Origin of the sequence: Pontibacter lucknowensis, from assembly GCF_900156415.1 — a bacterium.
In the GTDB taxonomy this organism is placed as follows: domain Bacteria; phylum Bacteroidota; class Bacteroidia; order Cytophagales; family Hymenobacteraceae; genus Pontibacter; species Pontibacter lucknowensis.
The window spans coordinates 110,372-130,948 of record NZ_FTNM01000007.1; the positions used below are offsets into that span (position 1 = coordinate 110,372).

A 20,577-nucleotide genomic window follows, 5' to 3' on the forward strand; every position below is an offset into this window, starting at 1 on the left:
ATAATTTGGGCATGCCGGTGCAGAAAAAATGTGGAGAGGGAGTAGGTGCAAATGCGCTGCAAAGTCAACTTGAGCTGCAGGAGGTGACTACTACGCTAACCACAGGCTTTAGGCGCGAAAGCATGCGTGGAATATTGTTGGGGCAAGTCTCCTGGCTTGTAACATTGTTGCCGTCCTTCTCATCCGGGCTCCGGACAATGGACATTTGTGTGGCAGCAATCAATTGTTACTTACAGTTGCGCGTCAGCCCGTGATTTGCACACGGTTCCTTTTTAAACCTGAGCTATTCCTAGCTGAGGTACCTCCAAACGCTGTAAAGATAGAAATTTTTAACTGATGCGGCTCCAGTTGACAGTATTTACGCTCAGCGACTTAATATGCCGCATGATATTCTGGTTCTGTGGCTGCTCCAACTGAGGGTCTTCGTTGAGCACACGTTGCGCAGCTGCACGTGACTCTTGTAGGATAGGAGCGTCTTTGGCCAAATCGGCAATGAGCAGATCCAGCACACCGCTTTGCTGCGTACCCATCAGGTCGCCTGGTCCGCGCAGCTTCAGGTCAATGTCAGCAATCTCAAAGCCATTGTTGGTGCGCACCATCGTCTCCAGCCTGGTCTTGCTGTCTTTGCTCAGCTTATACCCTGTCATCAGGATGCAGTAGCTCTGCTCCGCACCCCGGCCCACCCTGCCACGCAACTGGTGCAGCTGCGACAAACCGAAGCGCTCCGCACTCTCGATGATCATCACAGAGGCGTTGGGCACGTTCACGCCTACTTCAATTACAGTCGTAGCTACCATGATCTGTGTTTCGTTACGCACAAAGCGCTGCATTTCGTAGTCTTTATCCTGCGCCTTGAGTTTGCCATGCACCATGCTCACCTGGTACTCTGGGAAAGCACGGCGGATACTTTCATAGCCATCCATCAGGTCCTTGTAATCCATCCCTTCCGACTCCTCAATGAGTGGGTACACGATGTATACCTGGCGGCCGAGCTTAATCTGATCGCGCACAAACTGGAACACCTTCAGGCGGTGTGAGTCAAAGCGGTGCACGGTCACGATCTCTTTACGGCCGGCCGGCATTTCGTCGATTACCGACACATCCAGGTCGCCGTAAAGTGTCATAGCCAGAGTACGGGGTATAGGAGTGGCGGTCATCACGAGTACATGCGGGATAATGCGCGGGTTTTTGCGCCACAGCCTGGAACGCTGCTCTACCCCAAAGCGGTGCTGCTCATCCACAATGCAAAGTCCCAGGTTATGGAATTGCACCACGTCTTCCAGCAAAGCATGCGTTCCCACGATCATTTTCATCTCACCGGAGCGCAGCTGCTCGTGCAGTACCTTGCGGTCTTTGGTTTTAGTGGAGCCGGTGAGTTTGCCGATGTTTATACCTAGTCGGTCAGCAAAAGCTTTGAGACCGGTATAATGTTGGTCTGCCAAAATCTCGGTAGGCGCCATCAGCACCGATTGCGCTCCGTTATCGGCCGCGATCAGCATTGTGATGAAGGCTACGATGGTCTTGCCTGAGCCCACATCTCCCTGCAACAAGCGGTTCATCTGCTTGCCGGCTGTCAGGTCTTTGTGTATTTCCTTAATCACCCGCTTCTGCGCATTGGTCAGGTCGAAGGTCATGTGGTTCTTGTAGAACTCCGTTACCGTCGGAACATGCCTGAACACCTGACCGGCCAGGTCGGCGCGGCGCACTGTTTTCTGGCGCAGCAGGCGCAGTTGTATGTAAAAGAGCTCTTCAAACTTGAGTCGGAACTTAGCGGCATTGTACTTCTCCACCGACTGCGGAAAGTGGATATTGATCAACGCATCCCGTTTGCTCATCAGGCGGTAATGGTCAATCAGCTCCGGCGAAAGCGTCTCGTTAATATTTGGCACTGCCACCTTCAGCAGCATTTCCATGTAACGGGCTATGACCTTGCTCTCAACACGGAATGCCTTCAGCTTTTCAGTGGTATGGTATACAGGTTGCAGAAAAGAGGTCGTCTGTTTCTCTTCTCCCAATTCCTCCAGCTCTGGATGTGCCATGCTCCACTTGCCATTAAATGAAGTAGGCTTGCCAAACACGATGTAGTCGGTGTGGTTTTTTAGCGTCTTTTGCATCCACTTCACCCCTTTAAACCAAACCAGCTCCATCTCATTGCCGTCTTCGTCCACCAGTGTGGCAGCCAAGCGTTGTTTCCGACCTTCGCCGAGCACTTCCTTACCCCGCACACGCCCGCGTACCTGCACATAAGGCATGCTTTCGTCCAAGTCTGTTATTTTGTAGAATTGGGTGCGGTCGAGGTAGCGGAAAGGATAGTGTTGAATGAGGTCACCGTAGGTATAAATATTGAGCTCCTTCTGCAGCAGCTCAGCCCGCTGCGGCCCCACGCCTTTCAAAAATTCGATCTTGGTATGGAAGAAGTTGTTCAAGGGTGCTAGCTTGTAATTTGGTTAGTATACAAAGATAAAAGGCAAAGGACAAAAGACCGCAGGTATAATGACGGTCTTTTGTCCTTTGTTAGCATGTCTTCTGTTTAAGAAATCTACTTCCTATCCTTAAACTCCAGTGTGTTCAGCATGTGTACAATATCCTTCTTCACATACTCAATAACCGGAGCCAGTGAGTCGTTTTGAGTGGCAGTTCTGAAGTAGAGCGCTCCCCGGAAGAAGTGATTGGTTGTGTCAGTTACATAGAACTGAAACTGGCTTGGGATCTCGCCTTCCAGCTCAAACACAGAGGCAATATCTCCCTGCGGTGTTCTGATCTCTGTTTCTTCAATAGAATACGCCTTTATCTGGTGTTTGCCGGTCAGTTTGCGCGCATCCTCGATCAGGTTATTCAACATCTTCGGATCATTGTTGATCGCCTTATAAGTCAATTGCACGTTCGCTCCCAGGCTCGGGTAAATGACATTGATCCAGTGTGGCTGCGCAATCATCGAAGAATCAGGGCGTATCTTGGCGTGCTTCGAATACTCGAAGGTATACGGATGCTTGTCCTGCAGCTGCTGGTAAGCAGCTTCTGGCAAGTCAATGCGGTTGTATCCTTTTGGTTTTGGGGTGTACTCGGCGTTACAGCCAATGATGGACAGGGCCATACCTGCCCATAGGGCCATTTGCAGTTTAGCTGACTTTATGATAGTGCTCTTTTTTGCTTGCGACATTAATCTTGATTCGTTTTACACGCTTATTGTCCGCCGACTCAACCGTAAAGTAATAGCGACCATACGACACTTCTTCGCCTACGTAAGGTATACGACCAAAAAGTGCCAGCATCAGGCCTGCCACTGTTTCGTGCTCGCTCTTTACTTCGTTAAAGGCATCGAACGGAACTTCCGTGATCTTACAAAAGTCATGCAGCGATGTTTTACCGTCAAATATAAAGGTATTTTCGTCGAGTTGTGAGTAAATGATCTCGTCCTCGTCATCAAACTCGTCATTGATCTCACCTACAATCTCTTCGATTACATCTTCCATCGTAAGCAGTCCTACTGTAGTGCCATACTCGTTCACCACGATGGCCATGTGCACGTGCTTTTCCCTAAAGTCCTGCAGTAGGTTGGAGATGTGCTTGGTTTCCGGTACGTAAAAGGGCGCTCTGATCAGGTTCTGCCATTTAAAGTCAGTTCCTTTGTCAAGGTGCGGCAGCAGGTCTTTTACATAGAGTATGCCGTCGATGCTGTCGGTGCTTTCAGTATAAACCGGCACGCGCGAATAACCCCACTTGATGATCTGCGGAAGCAGTTCAGGTAGAGTAGCACTCTGCGGGAAAGCCACGATATCCATACGAGGACGCATTATCTGCTTCACCGTAATCGATCCGAAGTTTACAATGCCGCGCAAGATCTTACGCTCTTCAGGCGACGTCTCTTCGTTGGTAAGGGCCACATCCAGACTATGGTGTAATTCTTCCAGTGTTTGGCTATAAGCACGCACACGGTAGCGCTTGTCTATGAAATTGCTGATACCGGTCAGCAACCAGGCAAGCGGTCGTAGCACAGGCCGCAAAGCATCCAGTATCGGAGCCATACGCTGCGCAATAGCAGTGCCGTGCTTGCGTGCATATACCTTAGGAAGTACCTCCCCAAAGAAAACGATCAGGAACGTAACTACCAACACACTGGCCAGCATCGTAGAAGTCGCCAGCGAAGTAGAGCCGACAAATTGCCACGCAATGTAGGCGCAGAGCGTGATGATACTAACATTGATCGCATTGTTAATGATCAGGAGCGAGGCCAGTAGTTGGCGTGGGCTCTGCAGGAGGTGGTGTACCAGTTGGAGCTTTTTTTCTTTGCTTGTTCTGGCTTTTTCAATCTCCTGAGGGGTGAGAGAGAAAAAAGCTGCCTCCGCCCCCGAAGTGAGGGCAGAGAGCAGCAATAAGATAAAGCAAGCCGAGATGGCTGCGATATATTCAATTCTAAGTAAAGCTGTTGCGCTTTGTAAAAGTTGCAGTAAGCTATAACTTAGGGGGTCTCCGGAATCTAAACTGTCCAAAATCAGATAGTTAGGTTAAACATAGGTTAGAACGGCAGGTCATCTGGCTCGTCGTTCTGGAAGGCAGACGCATTGCCCTTGCCTGATGCGGTAGCACTGCCCTGACCTGAGGTTTGTCCCGATGACTGTGATGAAGAGCCGCCCTGGAATCCGCCAGAGTTGCCATTGCCACCTGTCTGTGCTTCAGTACGGGACGTTAGCATGGTCATGCTATCGGCGACAATCTCGGTTCTGTACCGCTGAACACCGTCTTTGTCCTGGTAGTTGTCTGTGCGAAGCTTGCCCTCAATGTAAACTGAGTGCCCTTTGCGCACATACTTTTCGGCTACCTCGGCCAAACCGCGCCAAAGCACGATGTTGTGCCACTCGGTGCGCTCCTGGCGCTCGCCGTTTTTGTCTTTGAATGTTTCGGAAGTAGCGATCGGGAAACGCGCTACAGCTACGCCGCCTTCAAGGTGGCGAACTTCTGGGTCCTTACCAAGATTTCCGATAAGGATTACTTTGTTAACACTTGCCATGTCTTTTTTTGTTAAATATTAAATTGATTAGGGCTACTCCGACAACCAAGCCGGAGGCAATTATGGCTACTGAACCTTTAGAATGCATTTTCACGCATAAAAGTTTCAGTTTATAAATTTAGTAAAATCTTCTCATCTTTCAAATAGCTGTCGATAAGAATTGGCTTCGGCAAAGCCTCTATTTTTTCAGATGAATAAGGTGCCAGTCGCGCCTCCTGCAAAACCTCTTTACTTAAACGAAAATCGAGCTGAATGAGATAAAACCGGGCTGTTATTTTCTGGTGACTAAGCACATGCTTATAGTCTTTGCGCGGTGGCAAAAGATGTGATTCCTGCACTGCTACACCTGCATCGTTCAGTTCTTTCAGCAGCCTGGCGGTGTCCAGGATTTTCGTGTCGCTTTCGTGCAGGTAAAAATCATACAATCCTTCCCAAATATCGCCACTCAGGCGCTTGCGCATGTAATACTGTCCTTCGTGCATAAAAACCATGTAGTGGAAAAAGCGTGGGCGGGCGGCCTTTGCCTTTGACTTGACAGGAAGCTCCTGCACCAGGCCATGTGTGAAAGCGAAGCAGGACTGCTGCAGCGGGCAGAACAGGCAATCGGGCATGACGGGGGTGCACTGGATAGCCCCGAACTCCATGATAGCTTGATTGAAGGTGTCAGGCGCATCAGCAGGTATAAGTTCGTTGGCCAGTTGCTGAAACACCTTTCGTGAAGCAGGTGCCGCAATATCGTCTGATAATCCAAACACCCGGGCCAGCACCCTGAAAACGTTGCCATCGAGCACAGCAACCTTCTCCTGAAAGGCAAAAGAGGCGATAGCGGCAGCTGTGTAGCTTCCCACGCCCTTCAGTTTCAGGAGCTCTTCATACTTGTTTGGGAACACGCCGCCATATTCCTGCACGATCTGCTTAGCTGTGTGGTGCATATTACGGGCCCTGGAGTAGTAGCCAAGTCCCTGCCAGAGGCGTAGCACTTCATCCTGAGGGGCCGCCGCCAGGTGCTGCACGGTTGGGTAGGCTTCGGCAAAGCGTTGGAAGTATGGCAGTCCCTGGGCTACGCGCGTCTGCTGCAGGATCACTTCAGAAAGCCAGATCAGGTATGGATCGGTGGTGTCGCGCCAGGGCAGGGTTCTTTTGTGGCGCTGGTACCATGTCAGCAACGTGTTTGGGAAGTATGTGCTAGGAATGTTTTTCATAATAAAAGGTCCCTTGAGCTCAGGCAGCTTGAACAGACAAATGTAAGACATTGTTCTGAGTGTGGAAGGAATGTATTGGTGTCAGTTTTTGTATCTTATTAAAATATAAGTAGATACGTGGCGTTAGGAAGAGGGCAAGCTGGCATGGGTATTGCAAGAGAACCGTCAGCCAAAAGGTGTGGAGAAGGTATATGAACGGCAAGGTTAAATCTGTAATAATTTAGTGCTAAAGCTTTTACTTGTCGAAAAGTAGGTATACCTTTGTGCCCCGAAAAATGGGGAACGACAGCGCTGTTGTTTCTCCTGAAAAAGAGAAAGTTAACTTATTACTAATTTATAAAAATCTAAGAAAGTGACTAAAGCAGAAGTAATATCAGAAATTGCTGATAAAACAGGGATTGATAAGGCTGATGTGCAATCTACCATTGAGGCATTTTTCAAAGTGGTGAAAGACTCTATGGCCGATGGCAACAACATCTACGTGAGAGGTTTTGGAAGCTTTGTAAACAAGAAGCGCGCTAAGAAAGTGGCTCGTAACATTTCGAAGAACACTTCCATCATTATTGATGAGCACTTTATTCCAAGCTTCAAGCCATCTAAGACCTTTATTGCTAAGATTAAGAACAGCAAAAAGATCAAAGAACTGGCTCATTCTTAATTCTTTCGTATATTTGCCGGTTGCCTGTTTGGTTATCCTTTAAAAAACAGTCACTTACAAAAACAGAAACACATGTCACGCGCTCAAATATTTATTCTTGTAGCAGCAATTGCTTTGGCAGGGGCTATGTTCTTTCTGCCTAAAGTGGTTGTGACGAAGGATGACAGTACAGTAGCTGCTGAGCAGACTGCAACCATACCTGAAGGACACTCTGAGGATGATGGCCACGACCATGGACCTGCGCCAGCCGCTGCGGCTGATGGGATGCACTCGATGGCTACGCCAGAGCAAATGATGGAACTGGCTACAGTACGTGCCCGCTATAACAAAGCATCTGATGCCAAAACACGCGGCTTGTTAGCCAATGAACTGGCAGCTGCTTATGCTGCAGCAAGTAAATTTGACAGTGCAGGTTACTATTACGAGTTGGCCGCTGAAGCCCGTCCGGGTGAAAAGACCTACCGTAAAGCAGGTGACCAGTACTTTGAAGCCTTTACTTATGCAGCCACACAGCAGCGTGCGAGCGAAATGGGCGGCAAGGCACGTAAAATGTATGAGCAGGTGCTAAAGAACAATCCTTCGGACATGGACGCGAAAACAAACGTGGCCATGACTTATATCGCCAGCGAAAATCCTATGCAGGGTATAACGCTGTTGCGTGAGGTGATTTCGGCAGATCCGAAAAACCAGAAGGCGCTGTTTAACTTAGGTATACTGTCAGTGCAGTCAGGGCAGTGGGACAAAGCCGCCGAGCGTTTCCAGGAGTTGACAACCGTTAACCCGGATCACGTAGAAGGCACTTTCTACCTGGCTGTGTCGCTGGCCGAAACCGGTAAGAAAGAAGAAGCCATCAGGACTTTCAATAAAGTGAAGACGATGAGCAGCGACCCTGCACTGACAGCTTCAGTTGACGAGTACCTGGCAAAAATGTAATAAAAGAAATAATCATTTAATAAAAATTTCAAGACTATGCCTTGCGGAAAGAAAAGAAAAAGACATAAGATTGCTACTCACAAGAGAAAGAAGCGTCTAAGAAAAAACAGACATAAGAAGAAGTAATTTCTTCTGCGTTTATTGAGGCCCACATTGCTTCTGCAATTGTGGGCTTTGGTCTATACATCCAACTAATCTTTGAGAGAAATTGAGTAACGAGCTTATTATCAATTCTACTCAGGATGGAGAGCGCATCGCCTTATTACAGGATAAGAGACTTGTAGAGTTTCACCACGAGAAAAAGGACACCAACTACATTGTAGGGGATATCTTTCTGGGGACTGTAAAAAAGGTAATGCCAGGCCTAAACGCCGCTTTTATTGATATTGGCTACCACAAAGATGCATTTCTGCATTACCATGATCTGGGAGCCAATATCAAAACCCTGAACAAGTATGTGAAAGCGGCACAGACACAGAAGAACGCTTCTGCAAAGCTTAACCAGCTTAAATTTGAGCCAGAAATTGACAAACTCGGCAAGATCGCTGATGTTCTTAAAAAGGGACAGCAGGTATTGGTGCAGATTGTCAAAGAACCGATTTCAACCAAAGGGCCGCGCCTTTCATGTGAGCTTTCGCTCGCCGGTCGATACCTGGTGCTCGTACCGTTTTCAAACACGGTAAGCGTATCCAAGAAGATCGTTAGCAAGGAAGAACGCACACGCCTTAAGCGCCTGATCAACTCGATCAAGCCTGAGAACTTTGGCGTGATCATCCGGACAGTGGCAGAAGGCCGTGAGGTGGCAGAACTCGACAGAGACCTGCGCAACATGGTGGAGAGCTGGGAAGAAGGCTTTAAATCGCTGAAGATTGCCAAGCCCAATGACAAGATCATTGGGGAATTGGGACGTTCTTCGTCCATACTGAGAGACTTAATGAACGAGAGCTTTGACAACATAGTAGTCGACGACGAGTCGCTCTATGACGAGATCAAAGCATACATCGGTAGCATTGCGCCAGATAAAGTAAAAATTCTGAAGCATTACACCGGTAAGACAAAAACCTTCGAACACTTTAACATTGAGCGGCAACTAAAGGCTGCATTCGGTAAAACAGTGACCATACCAGGCGGCGGATACCTGGTGATAGAGCACACCGAAGCCCTGCACGTAGTCGATGTGAACAGTGGGAATAAATCTAATACCGAAACCGATCAGGAGGCTACCGCGCTGAATGTGAATATGATGGCTGCCAGAGAAGTGGCCCGTCAGCTGCGACTCCGGGATATAGGTGGTATCATTGTAATTGACTTCATTGACATGAAGTCGCCCGAAAACCGCCAGAAAGTATACGAGGTAGTCAAAGAGGAGCTGAAGAGAGACCGATCCAAGTCGACAGTTCTGCCTATCTCTAAGTTTGGCCTGATGCAGATCACGCGACAGCGTGTAAGGCCAGAGCAGAATATCGTGACCGGCGAGGTATGCCCTACCTGTAACGGCACCGGTAAAATAACTGCCAGCATTCTGATTACTGATGAAATAGACGTAGCGGTAGACGACCTGCTCACGCGACACAACCATAGAAGTCTGACACTGTACGTGCATCCTTTCCTGTATGCTTACTATACAAAAGGATGGTTCTCCAAGCAGATCAAGTGGTTCTTCCACTACTTCAAGTGGGTGAAATTTGTAAAAGACACTTCGCTCGGCATTACTGACTTTAAGGTAATGGATGACAAAGGCGAAGAAATAGAGCTGCGCACCGCCCTGACGGAGGTGAACGGGACGCAGGAATAAGAAAATTTTAATCAGATTCAATGGCAACAAAAAGGCCGCTCTGTTTATTCAGAGCGGCCTTTTTGATTTGTGTTCAAGTTATACTTAGAACTTGATGCCCACATCAAGGGATACCCCGTTGTTCTTGATCGCAATGTTTTTGTCACCTAGTCGGTCACTATAGAAATTGTCAATATTACTCAGACCACGCAGGTAAGTAACACCGCCAAATAGTTTAGTGCTCTGACCGAGTTGCAATTCGGCGCCAGTTCCCAACAGGGCGCTGGTTTCAAAGATATTGAAGCGCTTCGCTGTCTTCTCACCATTGATCACTTTTTGGTTGTTAACCTGGGCTGACACCTTGGTTCCAAGAGCACCACCTACCTGGAAGTACAGGATCACATCCGGCGCTACCTCATTAGTGAACAGCTTAAGCGTGAGCGGTATTTCCAGATACTGCACAGTCAGGTCATCCTCTACTGGCACTGTCGTTGGCTGGCCGTTCGGATCCTGTGAAGTAAAATCATACTTGATTTTAGAGCCTTTGCTGCGGAACATCAAACCAGAGCTGAAGGCATAGTTATTGGAGAAAAAATAATCACCAACCACACCTACACCAATACGCAGTGTATTGCTGCTTTTTTCAAAACCGTGTCTGTCCTCAGCTATAAAGCGATTGCCTGAAATGGTAGGGGAGAACTGAATGCCGATTTCCATTTGGGCCATGGCAGTGGATGTAAAGCCCAAAAAGAGCAGCAGTAATGCGAGTTTTTTGAATTGCATGTTAATTTGTCGCGTTAATTTATTCTAATACGGGATAACCCTGTATTTTTGTATTAAATATTCGGCAATGTATCACAGATTATTATTACTCGCAACCATCCTATTGCTTTTTAGCTGTAAGAAGAAGGGGGGCTGCGACATACCTGAAGAAATTGAGCGTATACCTGTAACGGTAGAGATCGAACGACTGGAAAAGCCCTTTTTTGCGGCAAGCTCAAAGCAGGACATCGCTACTTTCCTTGATAGCAATCCCGTCTTTGCGGAACGTTTCATCCAACGCCGGAACTACCCTTCGGACTCGGCAGTAATTAATGCGCTTTATGCGTTGGCCACTAACCCTGAGCTCCAGAAGCTGGCGCAGGAGGCGGACCAGACTTTCGGTGACATGGCTACAGAAAAGCAGCAGCTCGAAACTGCTTTCAAGCATATCAAATATTACTATCCTGAGTTTGGGGAGCCGCAGGTCAAAACTTTCGTTTCTGGTCTCAACCAGGACCTGATGGTATCAGACAGCCTGCTGGTTTTCGGTATTGACTTTTTTATTGGCAAAGATGCCAGCTACCGACCTGATACCTACGATTACATCCTGAAACGCTACGAGCGGCCGAACATGGTGCCAGCCGCCATGCTGCTGCTGTCTAACCGATTCAATAAAACCAGTTTCCTGGAGCGTAGTCTGTTAGCCGAGATGGTGAATACAGGTAAAGCCTATTATTTTGTGAAATCCATCATGCCTTGCACGCCTGACTCTACCATCATCGGGTATAGCGGACAGCAACTGGCCGATGTGCGCCACAACGAAGGCCGCATCTGGGCACATTTCGTCGAGCAAAAACTGCTCTATGAGAAAAGCCCATTCGTAGTAAACAAGTACATCGGCGAGCGACCTAATACGCCCGAAATCGACCCAACCTCCCCTGGTCGCCTGGGTACCTGGGTAGGCTGGCAGATTGTGCGCAGGTATATGGAGCGCAATCCGAAGGTCACGTTGCAGGAACTGATGGCTGACGACGATCACCAGAAAATTTTCAACGAATCGAAATACAAGCCTGAGAAGCGATAGTTCTATACCTCGCCTCTATACCTGCGCGCATGCACATAGCTATTTTTAATCAGCATCATCACAACCCTGACTGCCCTTCTACCTGCAGGCACTACACCTTTCTGGAGTACCTGGCCAAACGACATAAGGTGAGTCTGGTAACGAGCAGCGCCTGGAAGCAGCTTCGCATTACAGACAGGTATAAGTGGGTGCCGGATGGAGTGGACCTTTACGAACAGGAGGTGCCCTACAGCAACAAAATGGGCGTGCGCAGGCGACTTGTTTCTTACGGCGGCTTTGCAGCCTACAGCCTGGCCAAAGGTCTTTCTATACCTAAGCCTGATGTGGTCTGGGGAGTGTCAACACCGCTTTCTACGCCTTGGATGGCAGCCCGTGTCGCAAAGATGCGTGGCATTCCGTGGGTGTTTGAGGTGCAGGACCTGTGGCCTAGCTTCCCGATTGAAATGGGAGCAGTCAAGAAGGAGTGGCTAAAACGACGCCTTTTCAGGCTTGAGAAGAATCTCTACCAGAATGCCAGCCATATCATCACACTTTCTCCGGATATGGAAGAATATGTGGTTAGGCAAGGTATAGCGCGGGATAAGGTAAGCACTATCCTGAATGGCACTGACTTGGAAATGGCCGACGCTGCGACTCCTGAGAGAGTGGCAGCACTGCGAAAGCAATATCAGCTGCAAGGCAAGCAAGTCGTACTCTATGCCGGTACGTTTGGTCGCGCCAATGATATACCTACCATTATGCAGGCAGCTGAAGCAATGGCTAACCAACAGGACATTGTATTTGTGCTGGCAGGAGGAGGCTACTATGACAACGAACTGCGGAAGCTGTCGTTGCGCCTGCCTAACCTGGTGCTAATGCCGCCACAGCCGCGCCCTGATGTGTTCACCCTATTCAAATTAGCAGATCTGGCACTCATTACCTTCAACGATTTGCCTGTGCTCGCCTCTAATTCTCCGGCCAAGCTTTATGATAGCCTGGCTTGCGGTGTTCCCGTGCTTGTGACTAATCCCGGTTGGACAAAGACATTCGTGGAGCAACATAACTGTGGCTGGTACAGTCCTGCAAGTCAGCCTGAACTGTTGGCTAAGAAGATAAAAGAGATCATGGCTGATCGTGAAAAGCGGCGACAGGCCGGGGCCAATGGGCAATCCATAGCCCGGCAGCTGTTCGACCGCCAGCAACTTGCCGCCCAGGTAGAGCAGGTTTTGTTGCAGGTGACAGGCAAGGTATAGGCTTTAGTCTTTGATGCTCGCCGACAGTTGTCTGAAGTCTTCTTTAAGCTGTGGCGCGTTTGCGGCCAATGTCCAGCAAATCACTTTGTAGTAATGTGTTTTTGTTTCTACAGCTGTGATGAGCATAAAGAAGTCGCCATCTTCATCAGTCCACTTCAGTTCGCTTTGCGCAACATGGTTTCCATTTGATTCAAAAACCTTGGCCTTGCTCAGTTTGCGTCTCTTCTCCTCCTTTTTGTAGTCGGCCGCAAAGCTATCCAGAAAATCAGCCGCATTTTCGAACCTCATGCCCTTCAGTTCAAGCTCTTCTTTCGAGTCCTCTATCACAATTGTATAAGCCTCTTTATTTTTATTGAAATACTGCAGACTGGCAACATCGTTCAGCTCATAAGTTTTGACCATGTAGCTGGGTATTTCCATTGAGTAAGAGTGACCTCCTTTGCGCTCAGCAAACTGCGTTTGAGCATGCGCGGCAGAGTAACTGCCCAGGAGGAGCAGGAAGAAGGCTAATAGTTTAGCAGGAGTAAAAGTTTGCATAAGCTTATAAAAGTATAATGATGAATAGCTAAATATAGGAAGTTGCATTTATTTTGGTGCAATTATTTTTCTGGTTCAATAACTCAAAGAAAGGTGTAAAAACTACTCAGGTGTTGCCAGGGTGTTAAAGTCTATGGTCTTTTTGTTACGTTTATGGCTTTGCAACACTGATACTTGTGGCGGGGCGTGAGGAGAGAGCGGGTTTTTGGCACAGCCTTTGATTATGGAGGTATAGCAGAGCATATTTTCAGGCCTGGGCTTTGCTACTAATCGAACTTACCATAAAAAAATGAAGGAGAAATAAAGATGAAGAAGATAATAGCAGCCCTTTCGCTAGGCATGTTAGTTGCAGGTGGTAGCGCTTTTGCTCAGACCTCAACCAAACCGCAAGACCAAAAGCCGCGCAGTGAAATGCGGGCAGCCATGAAGGACAGAGCCCAGAAAAGCCCTGAAGAGATGGCCCAGATGAAAACTGATAGAATGGCTCAGAGGTTAGAGTTGAACGAAGCTCAGAAAAGCCAATTACAGGCACTGAACATGCGACAGGCACAGGAAATGAAAGCTATGCGCGAGAGCCATAAAGCAACCGGAGAAAAGTCAACTGAGCAGAGAGCGCAGATGCAGGAAGCTAGAAAAGCAAACCACGATCAGTGGCAGGCTGAGCTGAAAAGCATCCTGACTGCAGAGCAATATGCTAAGTATGAAGCCGATCGTGAGCAGATGAAGCAGAAGCGTGCTGATGGCAGAAAAGGCCAGAAATCAGGTGAACACAAGAAATCTGGCGAGCATAAGAAAAGAGGCGAGTACAAGAAGCAACAGCAGGGAAAGTAATCCCTTTTAAGAACCCATAGTTAAAGCGCGGGTGGACCATAAAGTGTCTGCCCGCGCTTTTTTATTAGGCTATACCTCCGACTTTGTTTTCAGGATCGTCAGGTATGTTAGGATAATGCTTCTGGAAGAAGGCGCAGAAATGCGTGAGCGGGCATTCCTCACACTTGGGCCTACGGGCGATGCAGATGTAACGTCCATGTAATATGAGCCAGTGGTGCGCCTTCGCAATGAGTTCCTGCGGCAGGTTAGCTACAAGCTCTTTCTCTACCTCGAGGGGAGTTTTGGCTGTCTTCGAAACCAGGCCGAGGCGCTTGCTCACCCGAAACACATGCGTATCCACGGCCATGGCCGGCTGGTTCCAGATCACCGAGACGATCACATTGGCGGTTTTGCGACCCACACCCGGCAGCTTCACCAGCTCCTCCACCGTGCTGGGCACCTCTGAGTTGAACTGCTCCACCAGCATTCTTCCCAAGCCAGCTAAATGCTTCGCTTTGTTGTTGGGGTAGGAGATGCTCCTGATGATTGGGAAAATTTCCTCCGGAGTCGCTGCAGCCAGATGTTCGGGTGTAGGGAATGACTCGAACAGGGCAGGCGTTACCATGTTTACCCGTTTGTCGGTACACTGGGCGCTGAGTACAACGGCCAGTATCAGTTCATAAGGATTGGAGTAGGCCAGCTCAGTTTCCGGGTCCGGAAAGTTCTGGGTAAAGTGCTCGATCAGCAGCTTATAGCGTTCACGTTTGCGCATAAAAAAAGTTTGCAGTCGGTTAAGACTGCAAACTTAAGCTTTTTGAGTAATTTAAAATGTTGTCGATAGACTGCTGGCTAGGGCTTTTGGCCGCGCCGTCAAGCAGTCGCTGGAGGAGCATGAGATCAGAGCAGCTGTCAGCCAGCTCGTTGTCGTGCATCAATGCTGTTTCCAGTTGCTCGAGGGCAGGGTCTGCCAACTCATTGTATACGTACTGGATCAGCTCATTCTGAGTAGAGGTTTTTATCATAAGCAATCGTGCTGTTTAGCATCTTTTTTCTTAGGTTGATCAATGCGTAGCGCATACGACCTAAAGCTGTGTTGATGCTCACACCGGTTGCTTCGGCTATCTCCTGGAAACTCATATCGGCATAATGACGCATCATGAGTACTTCCCGCTGCGCCTGTGGCAGCGTTTGGATCAGCTCGCGCAGTCTGGCATGGGTGTCCTCCTTGATCTGCTGTGACTCAGCGGAGTCTTCAGCAAAAGACAAGGCGTTGAACACATTACTACCGTCCTCCAGCGTGATCATCGGGCTTCGTTTCTCTTTACGGAAAAAGTCGATTGCCAGGTTGTGGGCAATACGGCATATCCAGGACGAGAACTTGCCTTCTTCGTTATACCTGCCGCCCTTCATGGTATGGATAGCCTTGATAAAAGCGTCCTGCATGAGGTCCTCAGCGGTATACGTGTCCTTAACAATCAGTAAGATCGTAGTGAATACTTTGTTCTTGTGTCTGTTTACTAGCTGTTCAAACGCATTTTCGTTACCTGCGATGTAGAGCGAGACTAAAGCAGAGTCGCTCAGCTGGGTAGTTGTATTCATCGTAAAGCTACATTAGTTTAACGTAGAGCTTTATACCATATTGTTGCGTTAGGCTGTTAGAACAAATATTTTTTTGAAGTGTAAATCAAATATAGGGAATGCATTTTGACTGTGCAACTATAGCTGGGTGCCCTTAATAAAAAATATTAAAGAAGCTATATGCCAGTTAAGAATTACTGTTCCCTAATATACGGCAAGATAATATAAACGTATATGCTTTGAGTTAAATTTATTTTTTAACATATAGTGCAGCTATATATAATATTGATAAGGAGATAATTAAGAGGTGCATACTGAGCTGGTCAGTAGGGCAAAAAGCAAAGCGGCAGCTTTACCGGTTATATCGGTAAAGCTGCCGCTTTGCTTTTTGTTGGGACTACCTTATAGGGTTACTTCCTTGCCTATAATGCCGATCAGACCCATTTTCATTTGAAATACCTGCGCAATGCTGGTGGCTTTTTGCTTTAATTCCTTTGTTTTATCTCCTTCAAACAATTCATCTGCAGTTTCAGTAAACAGTACTATCCAGCGAGCGAAATGCTGTCTGTCCACTGGTAGGCGCATGTGCTTGGGGAAAGGCTGCCCTTTATAAGCCATGGTGCCAAACAGTACCGAACTCCAGAAGCTGTACATTATGGGGAGATGGTGCTCCCAGTTTACTTTCGCAAAGCCATTGAATACAGGTCCCAACAGGTCATCCTCGTTTACTTTGGCGTAAAACGAGTCAACCAGCAGTTTTATATCCTGTTCATCTCTTATATCTTCCTTCATTTGCTGCAAATCGAAACCTTATAGGGTTACAAAAATACCAGCACAGGAGCGCGATAAAAATGACATTCGTCACTATATGACTACAATGGACATAAAAAATCCTTCGCAAGAGTTGAAATCTGTACGAAGGATAAGTTTGTAAATGTAACTGATGCTGCCTATTCGCGGTTATAGCGTTTCAGGCGGTTCAGGATCAGGAGCAGGCGGCGGTTAATGTCGCGCTCCTCTACAGGTTTGCACTGTGCCGTGATATCAGCAGGACGCTTGAGTTTAGCTTCCACTGCTTTCAGATGCTCGAGGTAGCACTCAATGGTCGTACAGGAGATATTCTGAAACTGAAGGCCTTCTCCGTCAGCTACTTTGCTGTTCAGGTTAATTGCTTTTGCGATCTCGGTGTTAATCAGTTTAGTTACGTCAGTGCTTGAAGTAATTTCCTGCTGGTACACCTTCTTCTCGATGTTCTCCAATAAATTGCGGATGTCCAGTTGTTCCATGGTGTTGATATTTTTAAATTTTTTAAAATCAATAGAGTCGGCAGTTCCTCTGCTCAGGATACGGTCCTGAATTGGCTGCGTTAACCCACAAAAGGATTGTTAATAAAAGAATAATATGGCGCTTTCAGCACCGGAAGCATGCGTAGGCATAGGTTGGCGATAGCTGGCATGCAGGAGTCGGCTGCTTGCTGAGGGGGTGGCCGCTCCCTAAAAAATTATACTTCTATATCGGAGCGAGTGTTACAGTAAAAAGCCTAAAAAATAAAATATTTAATTATTTAGGATCATCACTCTGGAAAGGCATGCAAGCCGGGGGCAGGAAGCATAAAAAGCATGGCTATACCTGTTGCCTTTGCGACGAACAAAATATAGCCATGCTTTAAATGTCGTGTAGCCTAAGCCTTAGCTGGCAGCGGCCTCTTTCTTCTCTTCGGCTTTCCTTTTGGTTGCCTGTCTTGGGCGGCTGTTGCCGTAAGTGCCCTTTACAATTTTACCTTTCTTCGTTTTTTTATCTCCTTTTCCCATGATGTATTGGTTTTAATGGTTGTAGATAGCAACCCATACATACGGGAGCAGAGAGCTGTAGTTCAGGCATTTTTCAATGTTGAGTCATCTTCAGGAGTTGCCGCTATAGGCTGTGCAGCGCAAGTAGAAATCAGCCAGGTGCTATACCTGTAAATAGTCATAGAAAGCTAAACCTTTTTAAGGCTGCAGGTGTTTCAAAAGGATGCCGTGTTGCATGCTATGGCGAAATGCCAGGTATAACGCCAAAGGCTAAAAAGCCTTCTGAATGCGACAGGGTATTTGTATCTTTACATCGTATAAAACTCAGTTCGTCATGCGTAGGCTTTATCCTGCCTGCGCTATACTTTATGGCAGACACATCCGAAAATAACCTCGATACGCTCGATCCGCGCCAGCACATTATCATCAAAGGCGCCCGTGTGCATAATCTCAAAAATCTCAGTGTGGCCCTGCCGCGCAACAAATTCATTGTAGTGACCGGCCTTTCCGGCTCTGGTAAGTCTTCGCTGGCTTTTGACACCTTGTATGCCGAAGGGCAGCGCATGTACGTGGAAAGCCTGAGCTCCTATGCCCGCCAGTTCCTGGGTCGTATGGATAAGCCTGACGTGGACTACATCAAAGGCATCAGCCCGGCCATCGCCATTGAGCAGAAGGTGAGCATTAAGAACAACCGCTCTACCGTGGGTACCAGCACGGAGATTTACGATTACCTGAAGCTGCTCTACGCCCGCATAGGCAAAACCTACTCACCTATGTCGGGTGAGGTAGTGCAGAAGGACAGCGTGGCAGATGTGGTAGACTTTATCTTCTCGCTGGAGGACGAAGCCCGTGTCATGATTCTGGCACCGCTGCAACTTCATAAAGAGCGCACACTGGCCAAAGAGCTGGACCTGCTGCTGCAGAAGGGTTATTCGCGTATCTACGCCGATGGTCAGGTATACTTTATCGAAGAGCTACTGGAAGAGAAGAAGCCTAAGCTGGGTAAGGAGATTTACATCCTGGTAGACCGTGCCGTCATTTATAAGTCAGATGAAGACCTGCAGTTTAGAATCGCCGACTCCGTGCAAACCGCTTTCTTTGAAGGGCACGGGGAGTGTCGCGTGAAGTTTGGTGATGGCGAGGAGCGCGTGTTCTCTGATCGCTTCGAGCTGGACGGGATGGTGTTCGAGGAGCCTTCTGTCAATTTCTTCAGTTTCAATAACCCTTATGGTGCCTGCCAGACCTGCGAAGGATTCGGCAGCGTACTAGGTATAGACCCCGATCTGGTTATACCTGACAAGAGCCTGACAGTATACGAAGGGGCCATTGCCCCCTGGCGTTCTGAAAAAATGAACGAATGGCTGCAGCCGCTCGTGAAGAACGGTATCCGCTTTGACTTCCCGATCCACCGTCCTTTCAACGAACTCTCTGAGAAAGAACAGGAGCTGCTGTGGACGGGCAATAAATATTTCGAAGGGCTTAACGACTTCTTCAAGCATTTGCAATCGCAGACGCACAAGATACAGTACCGCGTGATGCTGTCGCGCTACCGTGGCCGCACCACCTGTCCTGACTGCAAAGGCTCCCGACTGCGCAAGGACGCCAGTTATGTGAAGATCAACGATAAGAGCATCACCGATCTGGTGCTGATGCCGATCACACAGGCATTGTCATTTTTTGAGCAAATACAACTGACTGAGCACGAGCGCAACGTAGCAGAGCGGCTCGTAACGGAAGTGGCCAACCGACTGGGCTACCTGGTGCGGGTAGGCTTAGGCTACCTGACGCTCAACCGACTTTCCAATACCCTTTCGGGCGGTGAAAGCCAACGCATCAACCTGGCGACTTCGCTGGGAAGTGCACTTGTGGGCTCCATGTATATCCTGGATGAACCGAGTATTGGCCTGCACCCTAAAGACTCCGAACAGCTGATTAGTGTGCTGCGCTCTTTGCAAAAGCTGGGTAATACGGTGATTGTGGTGGAGCACGAAGAGGAAATGATGCGTGCCGCTGACCAGTTGATCGACATTGGGCCGGAGGCTGGCTCTGGTGGGGGCAACCTGATGTTCCAGGGTACACTGGATGAAATGACCCGCACCGCCGATACCTATACCGCCAAATACCTGAGTGGGGAGATGGAGGTGTCGGTACCAGCTAAGCGACGCAAGTGGCGCAACGCCATTGAAATACAGGGTGCCCGCGAGAATAACCTCAAAAACCTGAGTGTAAAGGTGCCACTGGGTGTAATGACCGTGGTGACAGGTGTGAGTGGTTCCGGCAAATCTACCCTGATCAAGAAAATACTGGCTCCGGCCATGATGAAGCTGCACGGCAACACAGCTGAGGCTACTGGTAAGTTTGATAAGCTGGCGGGGGATTACAACAAGATCCGGCACGTCGAGTTTGTGGACCAGAACCCGATCGGCAAGTCGTCGCGCTCCAATCCGGTGACTTATGTGAAAGCTTATGATGCGATCCGCTCTCTTTACGCTGACCAGCCACTGGCGAAATCACGTGGGTTTAAGCCGTCGCATTTCTCTTTCAACATCGAGGGTGGCCGCTGTGAGGTGTGCCAGGGCGAGGGGCAGGTAAAGATTGAGATGCAGTTTATGGCGGACATCTACCTGACCTGCGAAAGTTGCAACGGGCAGCGCTTCAAGCAGGATGTGCTCGATGTGAAGTACAAGGAGAAGAGCATTTCGGAGGTGCTGGATATGACCATTGCTGACAGCATCGACTTTTTTGCCGATCAGTCAAAGATCGTTGAGAAGCTGAAGCCACTGAACGATGTGGGCTTAGGCTATATCCGGTTGGGGCAGTCGAGCAATACTTTGTCAGGTGGTGAGGCGCAGCGCGTGAAGCTGGCATCCTTCCTGACCAAGGGTGTGCAAGCACATCAGGAGGATATCCTGTTCATCTTTGATGAGCCAAGCACTGGTCTGCACTTCCATGACATCAACAAATTGTTGCAGTCCATCAATGCGCTGATCGAGAACGGGAATACCGTTGTCATCATCGAGCATAACATGGACATCATCAAATCAGCTGACTGGATTATTGACCTGGGGCCGGAAGGAGGTACCAATGGCGGGCACCTGCTCTTTGAAGGAACTCCGGAGGATATGGCCAAGCTGGAAGATAACCATACTGCCAGATTTCTGAAAGAGAGACTGTAGTCCTGCCACTTAAGGTATAGCAAATGCCGAAGT

The 20,577-nt window shown here is 48.4% G+C and carries 20 protein-coding genes and 1 riboswitch; of the genes, 7 read left to right on the forward strand and 13 right to left on the reverse strand.

Going from position 1 to position 20,577, the window contains the following annotated elements; all coding sequences use genetic code 11:
- Positions 1-124: 124 nt before the first annotated feature.
- Positions 125-321, reverse strand: a riboswitch (cobalamin riboswitch).
- Between the two features lie 8 nt (positions 322-329).
- From recG to mutY, 5 genes are all read right to left on the reverse strand, one after another.
- Positions 330-2,426 (reverse strand): ATP-dependent DNA helicase RecG, encoded by a 2,097-nt coding sequence (recG, locus tag BW972_RS19065; RefSeq protein WP_076423290.1) that lies wholly within the window; start codon positions 2,424-2,426, stop codon positions 330-332.
- A gap of 113 nt (positions 2,427-2,539) precedes the next feature.
- Complete coding sequence (gene gldD / locus BW972_RS19070) at positions 2,540-3,112, reverse strand: gliding motility lipoprotein GldD (RefSeq protein ID WP_449421177.1); 573 nt, start codon at positions 3,110-3,112, stop codon at positions 2,540-2,542.
- A gap of 7 nt (positions 3,113-3,119) precedes the next feature.
- Positions 3,120-4,373 carry a gliding motility-associated protein GldE gene (gene gldE / locus BW972_RS19075; RefSeq protein WP_007655561.1) on the reverse strand — a complete coding sequence of 418 codons (1,254 nt, stop codon included), beginning with the start codon at positions 4,371-4,373 and terminating at the stop codon, positions 3,120-3,122.
- A gap of 143 nt (positions 4,374-4,516) precedes the next feature.
- The gene (locus tag BW972_RS19080) at positions 4,517-5,008 is read right to left on the reverse strand and encodes a single-stranded DNA-binding protein (RefSeq protein WP_007655563.1); all 492 of its coding nucleotides are present in this window, start codon (positions 5,006-5,008) and stop codon (positions 4,517-4,519) included.
- A gap of 110 nt (positions 5,009-5,118) precedes the next feature.
- Positions 5,119-6,210 (reverse strand): A/G-specific adenine glycosylase, encoded by a 1,092-nt coding sequence (gene mutY / locus BW972_RS19085; RefSeq protein WP_040574047.1) that lies wholly within the window; start codon positions 6,208-6,210, stop codon positions 5,119-5,121.
- Between the two features lie 352 nt (positions 6,211-6,562).
- Here mutY and BW972_RS19090 point away from each other — a divergent pair, with 352 nt between their 5' ends.
- The 3 genes from BW972_RS19090 (at position 6,563) to BW972_RS19100 (ending at position 9,596) form a co-directional block, all read left to right on the forward strand.
- Positions 6,563-6,868 (forward strand): HU family DNA-binding protein, encoded by a 306-nt coding sequence (locus BW972_RS19090; RefSeq protein ID WP_007655567.1) that lies wholly within the window; start codon positions 6,563-6,565, stop codon positions 6,866-6,868.
- A 72-nt stretch (positions 6,869-6,940) separates the two neighbouring features.
- Positions 6,941-7,801, forward strand: a complete 861-nt coding sequence (locus BW972_RS19095) for a tetratricopeptide repeat protein (RefSeq protein ID WP_076423292.1) — start codon at positions 6,941-6,943, stop codon at positions 7,799-7,801.
- Positions 7,802-8,009: 208 nt separating this feature from the next.
- A complete protein-coding gene (locus BW972_RS19100; protein WP_076423293.1) occupies positions 8,010-9,596 on the forward strand; it encodes an Rne/Rng family ribonuclease in 1,587 nt (528 codons plus the stop codon).
- Positions 9,597-9,680: 84 nt separating this feature from the next.
- Here BW972_RS19100 and BW972_RS19105 read toward each other — a convergent pair whose 3' ends face one another.
- On the reverse strand, positions 9,681-10,358 hold the full coding sequence (locus tag BW972_RS19105; protein ID WP_007655571.1) for a porin family protein: 678 nt from the start codon (positions 10,356-10,358) through the stop codon (positions 9,681-9,683).
- Between the two features lie 67 nt (positions 10,359-10,425).
- Between BW972_RS19105 and gldB the strand changes: the two genes are divergently transcribed.
- Positions 10,426-11,421: a gliding motility lipoprotein GldB gene (gene gldB, locus BW972_RS19110; protein WP_076423294.1), complete on the forward strand. Its 996-nt coding sequence runs from the start codon at positions 10,426-10,428 to the stop codon at positions 11,419-11,421.
- 29 nt (positions 11,422-11,450) lie between these two features.
- Positions 11,451-12,653, forward strand: a complete 1,203-nt coding sequence (locus BW972_RS19115; RefSeq protein ID WP_076423295.1) for a glycosyltransferase family 4 protein — start codon at positions 11,451-11,453, stop codon at positions 12,651-12,653.
- 3 nt (positions 12,654-12,656) lie between these two features.
- Here the strand turns inward: BW972_RS19115 and BW972_RS19120 are convergent, their stop codons facing one another.
- Positions 12,657-13,190 carry a hypothetical protein gene (locus BW972_RS19120; protein ID WP_076423296.1) on the reverse strand — a complete coding sequence of 178 codons (534 nt, stop codon included), beginning with the start codon at positions 13,188-13,190 and terminating at the stop codon, positions 12,657-12,659.
- Positions 13,191-13,496: 306 nt separating this feature from the next.
- Between BW972_RS19120 and BW972_RS19125 the strand changes: the two genes are divergently transcribed.
- Positions 13,497-14,021, forward strand: a complete 525-nt coding sequence (locus tag BW972_RS19125) for a DUF4890 domain-containing protein (RefSeq protein WP_076423297.1) — start codon at positions 13,497-13,499, stop codon at positions 14,019-14,021.
- A 64-nt stretch (positions 14,022-14,085) separates the two neighbouring features.
- On the opposite strand, the gene nth is transcribed toward BW972_RS19125, so the two are convergent.
- From nth to BW972_RS19155, 6 genes are all read right to left on the reverse strand, one after another.
- Positions 14,086-14,772 (reverse strand): endonuclease III, encoded by a 687-nt coding sequence (gene nth, locus BW972_RS19130; protein ID WP_007655582.1) that lies wholly within the window; start codon positions 14,770-14,772, stop codon positions 14,086-14,088.
- 19 nt (positions 14,773-14,791) lie between these two features.
- Positions 14,792-15,022 carry a hypothetical protein gene (locus BW972_RS19135; RefSeq protein ID WP_007655589.1) on the reverse strand — a complete coding sequence of 77 codons (231 nt, stop codon included), beginning with the start codon at positions 15,020-15,022 and terminating at the stop codon, positions 14,792-14,794.
- Positions 14,997-15,599, reverse strand: coding sequence for an RNA polymerase sigma factor (locus BW972_RS19140; RefSeq protein ID WP_007655595.1), 603 nt, complete (start codon positions 15,597-15,599; stop codon positions 14,997-14,999). The genes BW972_RS19135 and BW972_RS19140 overlap by 26 nt, the downstream gene beginning before the upstream one ends.
- Positions 15,600-15,980: 381 nt before the next feature.
- Entirely contained in the window at positions 15,981-16,370 is a 390-nt protein-coding gene (locus BW972_RS19145) for a group III truncated hemoglobin (protein ID WP_076423298.1), read from the reverse strand.
- 158 nt (positions 16,371-16,528) lie between these two features.
- Positions 16,529-16,864: a hypothetical protein gene (locus BW972_RS19150; protein ID WP_007655597.1), complete on the reverse strand. Its 336-nt coding sequence runs from the start codon at positions 16,862-16,864 to the stop codon at positions 16,529-16,531.
- A gap of 402 nt (positions 16,865-17,266) precedes the next feature.
- Positions 17,267-17,389, reverse strand: a complete 123-nt coding sequence (locus BW972_RS19155; protein WP_071530864.1) for a 30S ribosomal protein THX — start codon at positions 17,387-17,389, stop codon at positions 17,267-17,269.
- A 347-nt stretch (positions 17,390-17,736) separates the two neighbouring features.
- Here BW972_RS19155 and uvrA point away from each other — a divergent pair, with 347 nt between their 5' ends.
- A complete protein-coding gene (gene uvrA, locus BW972_RS19160) occupies positions 17,737-20,544 on the forward strand; it encodes an excinuclease ABC subunit UvrA (RefSeq protein WP_076423299.1) in 2,808 nt (935 codons plus the stop codon).
- Positions 20,545-20,577 lie beyond the last annotated feature (33 nt).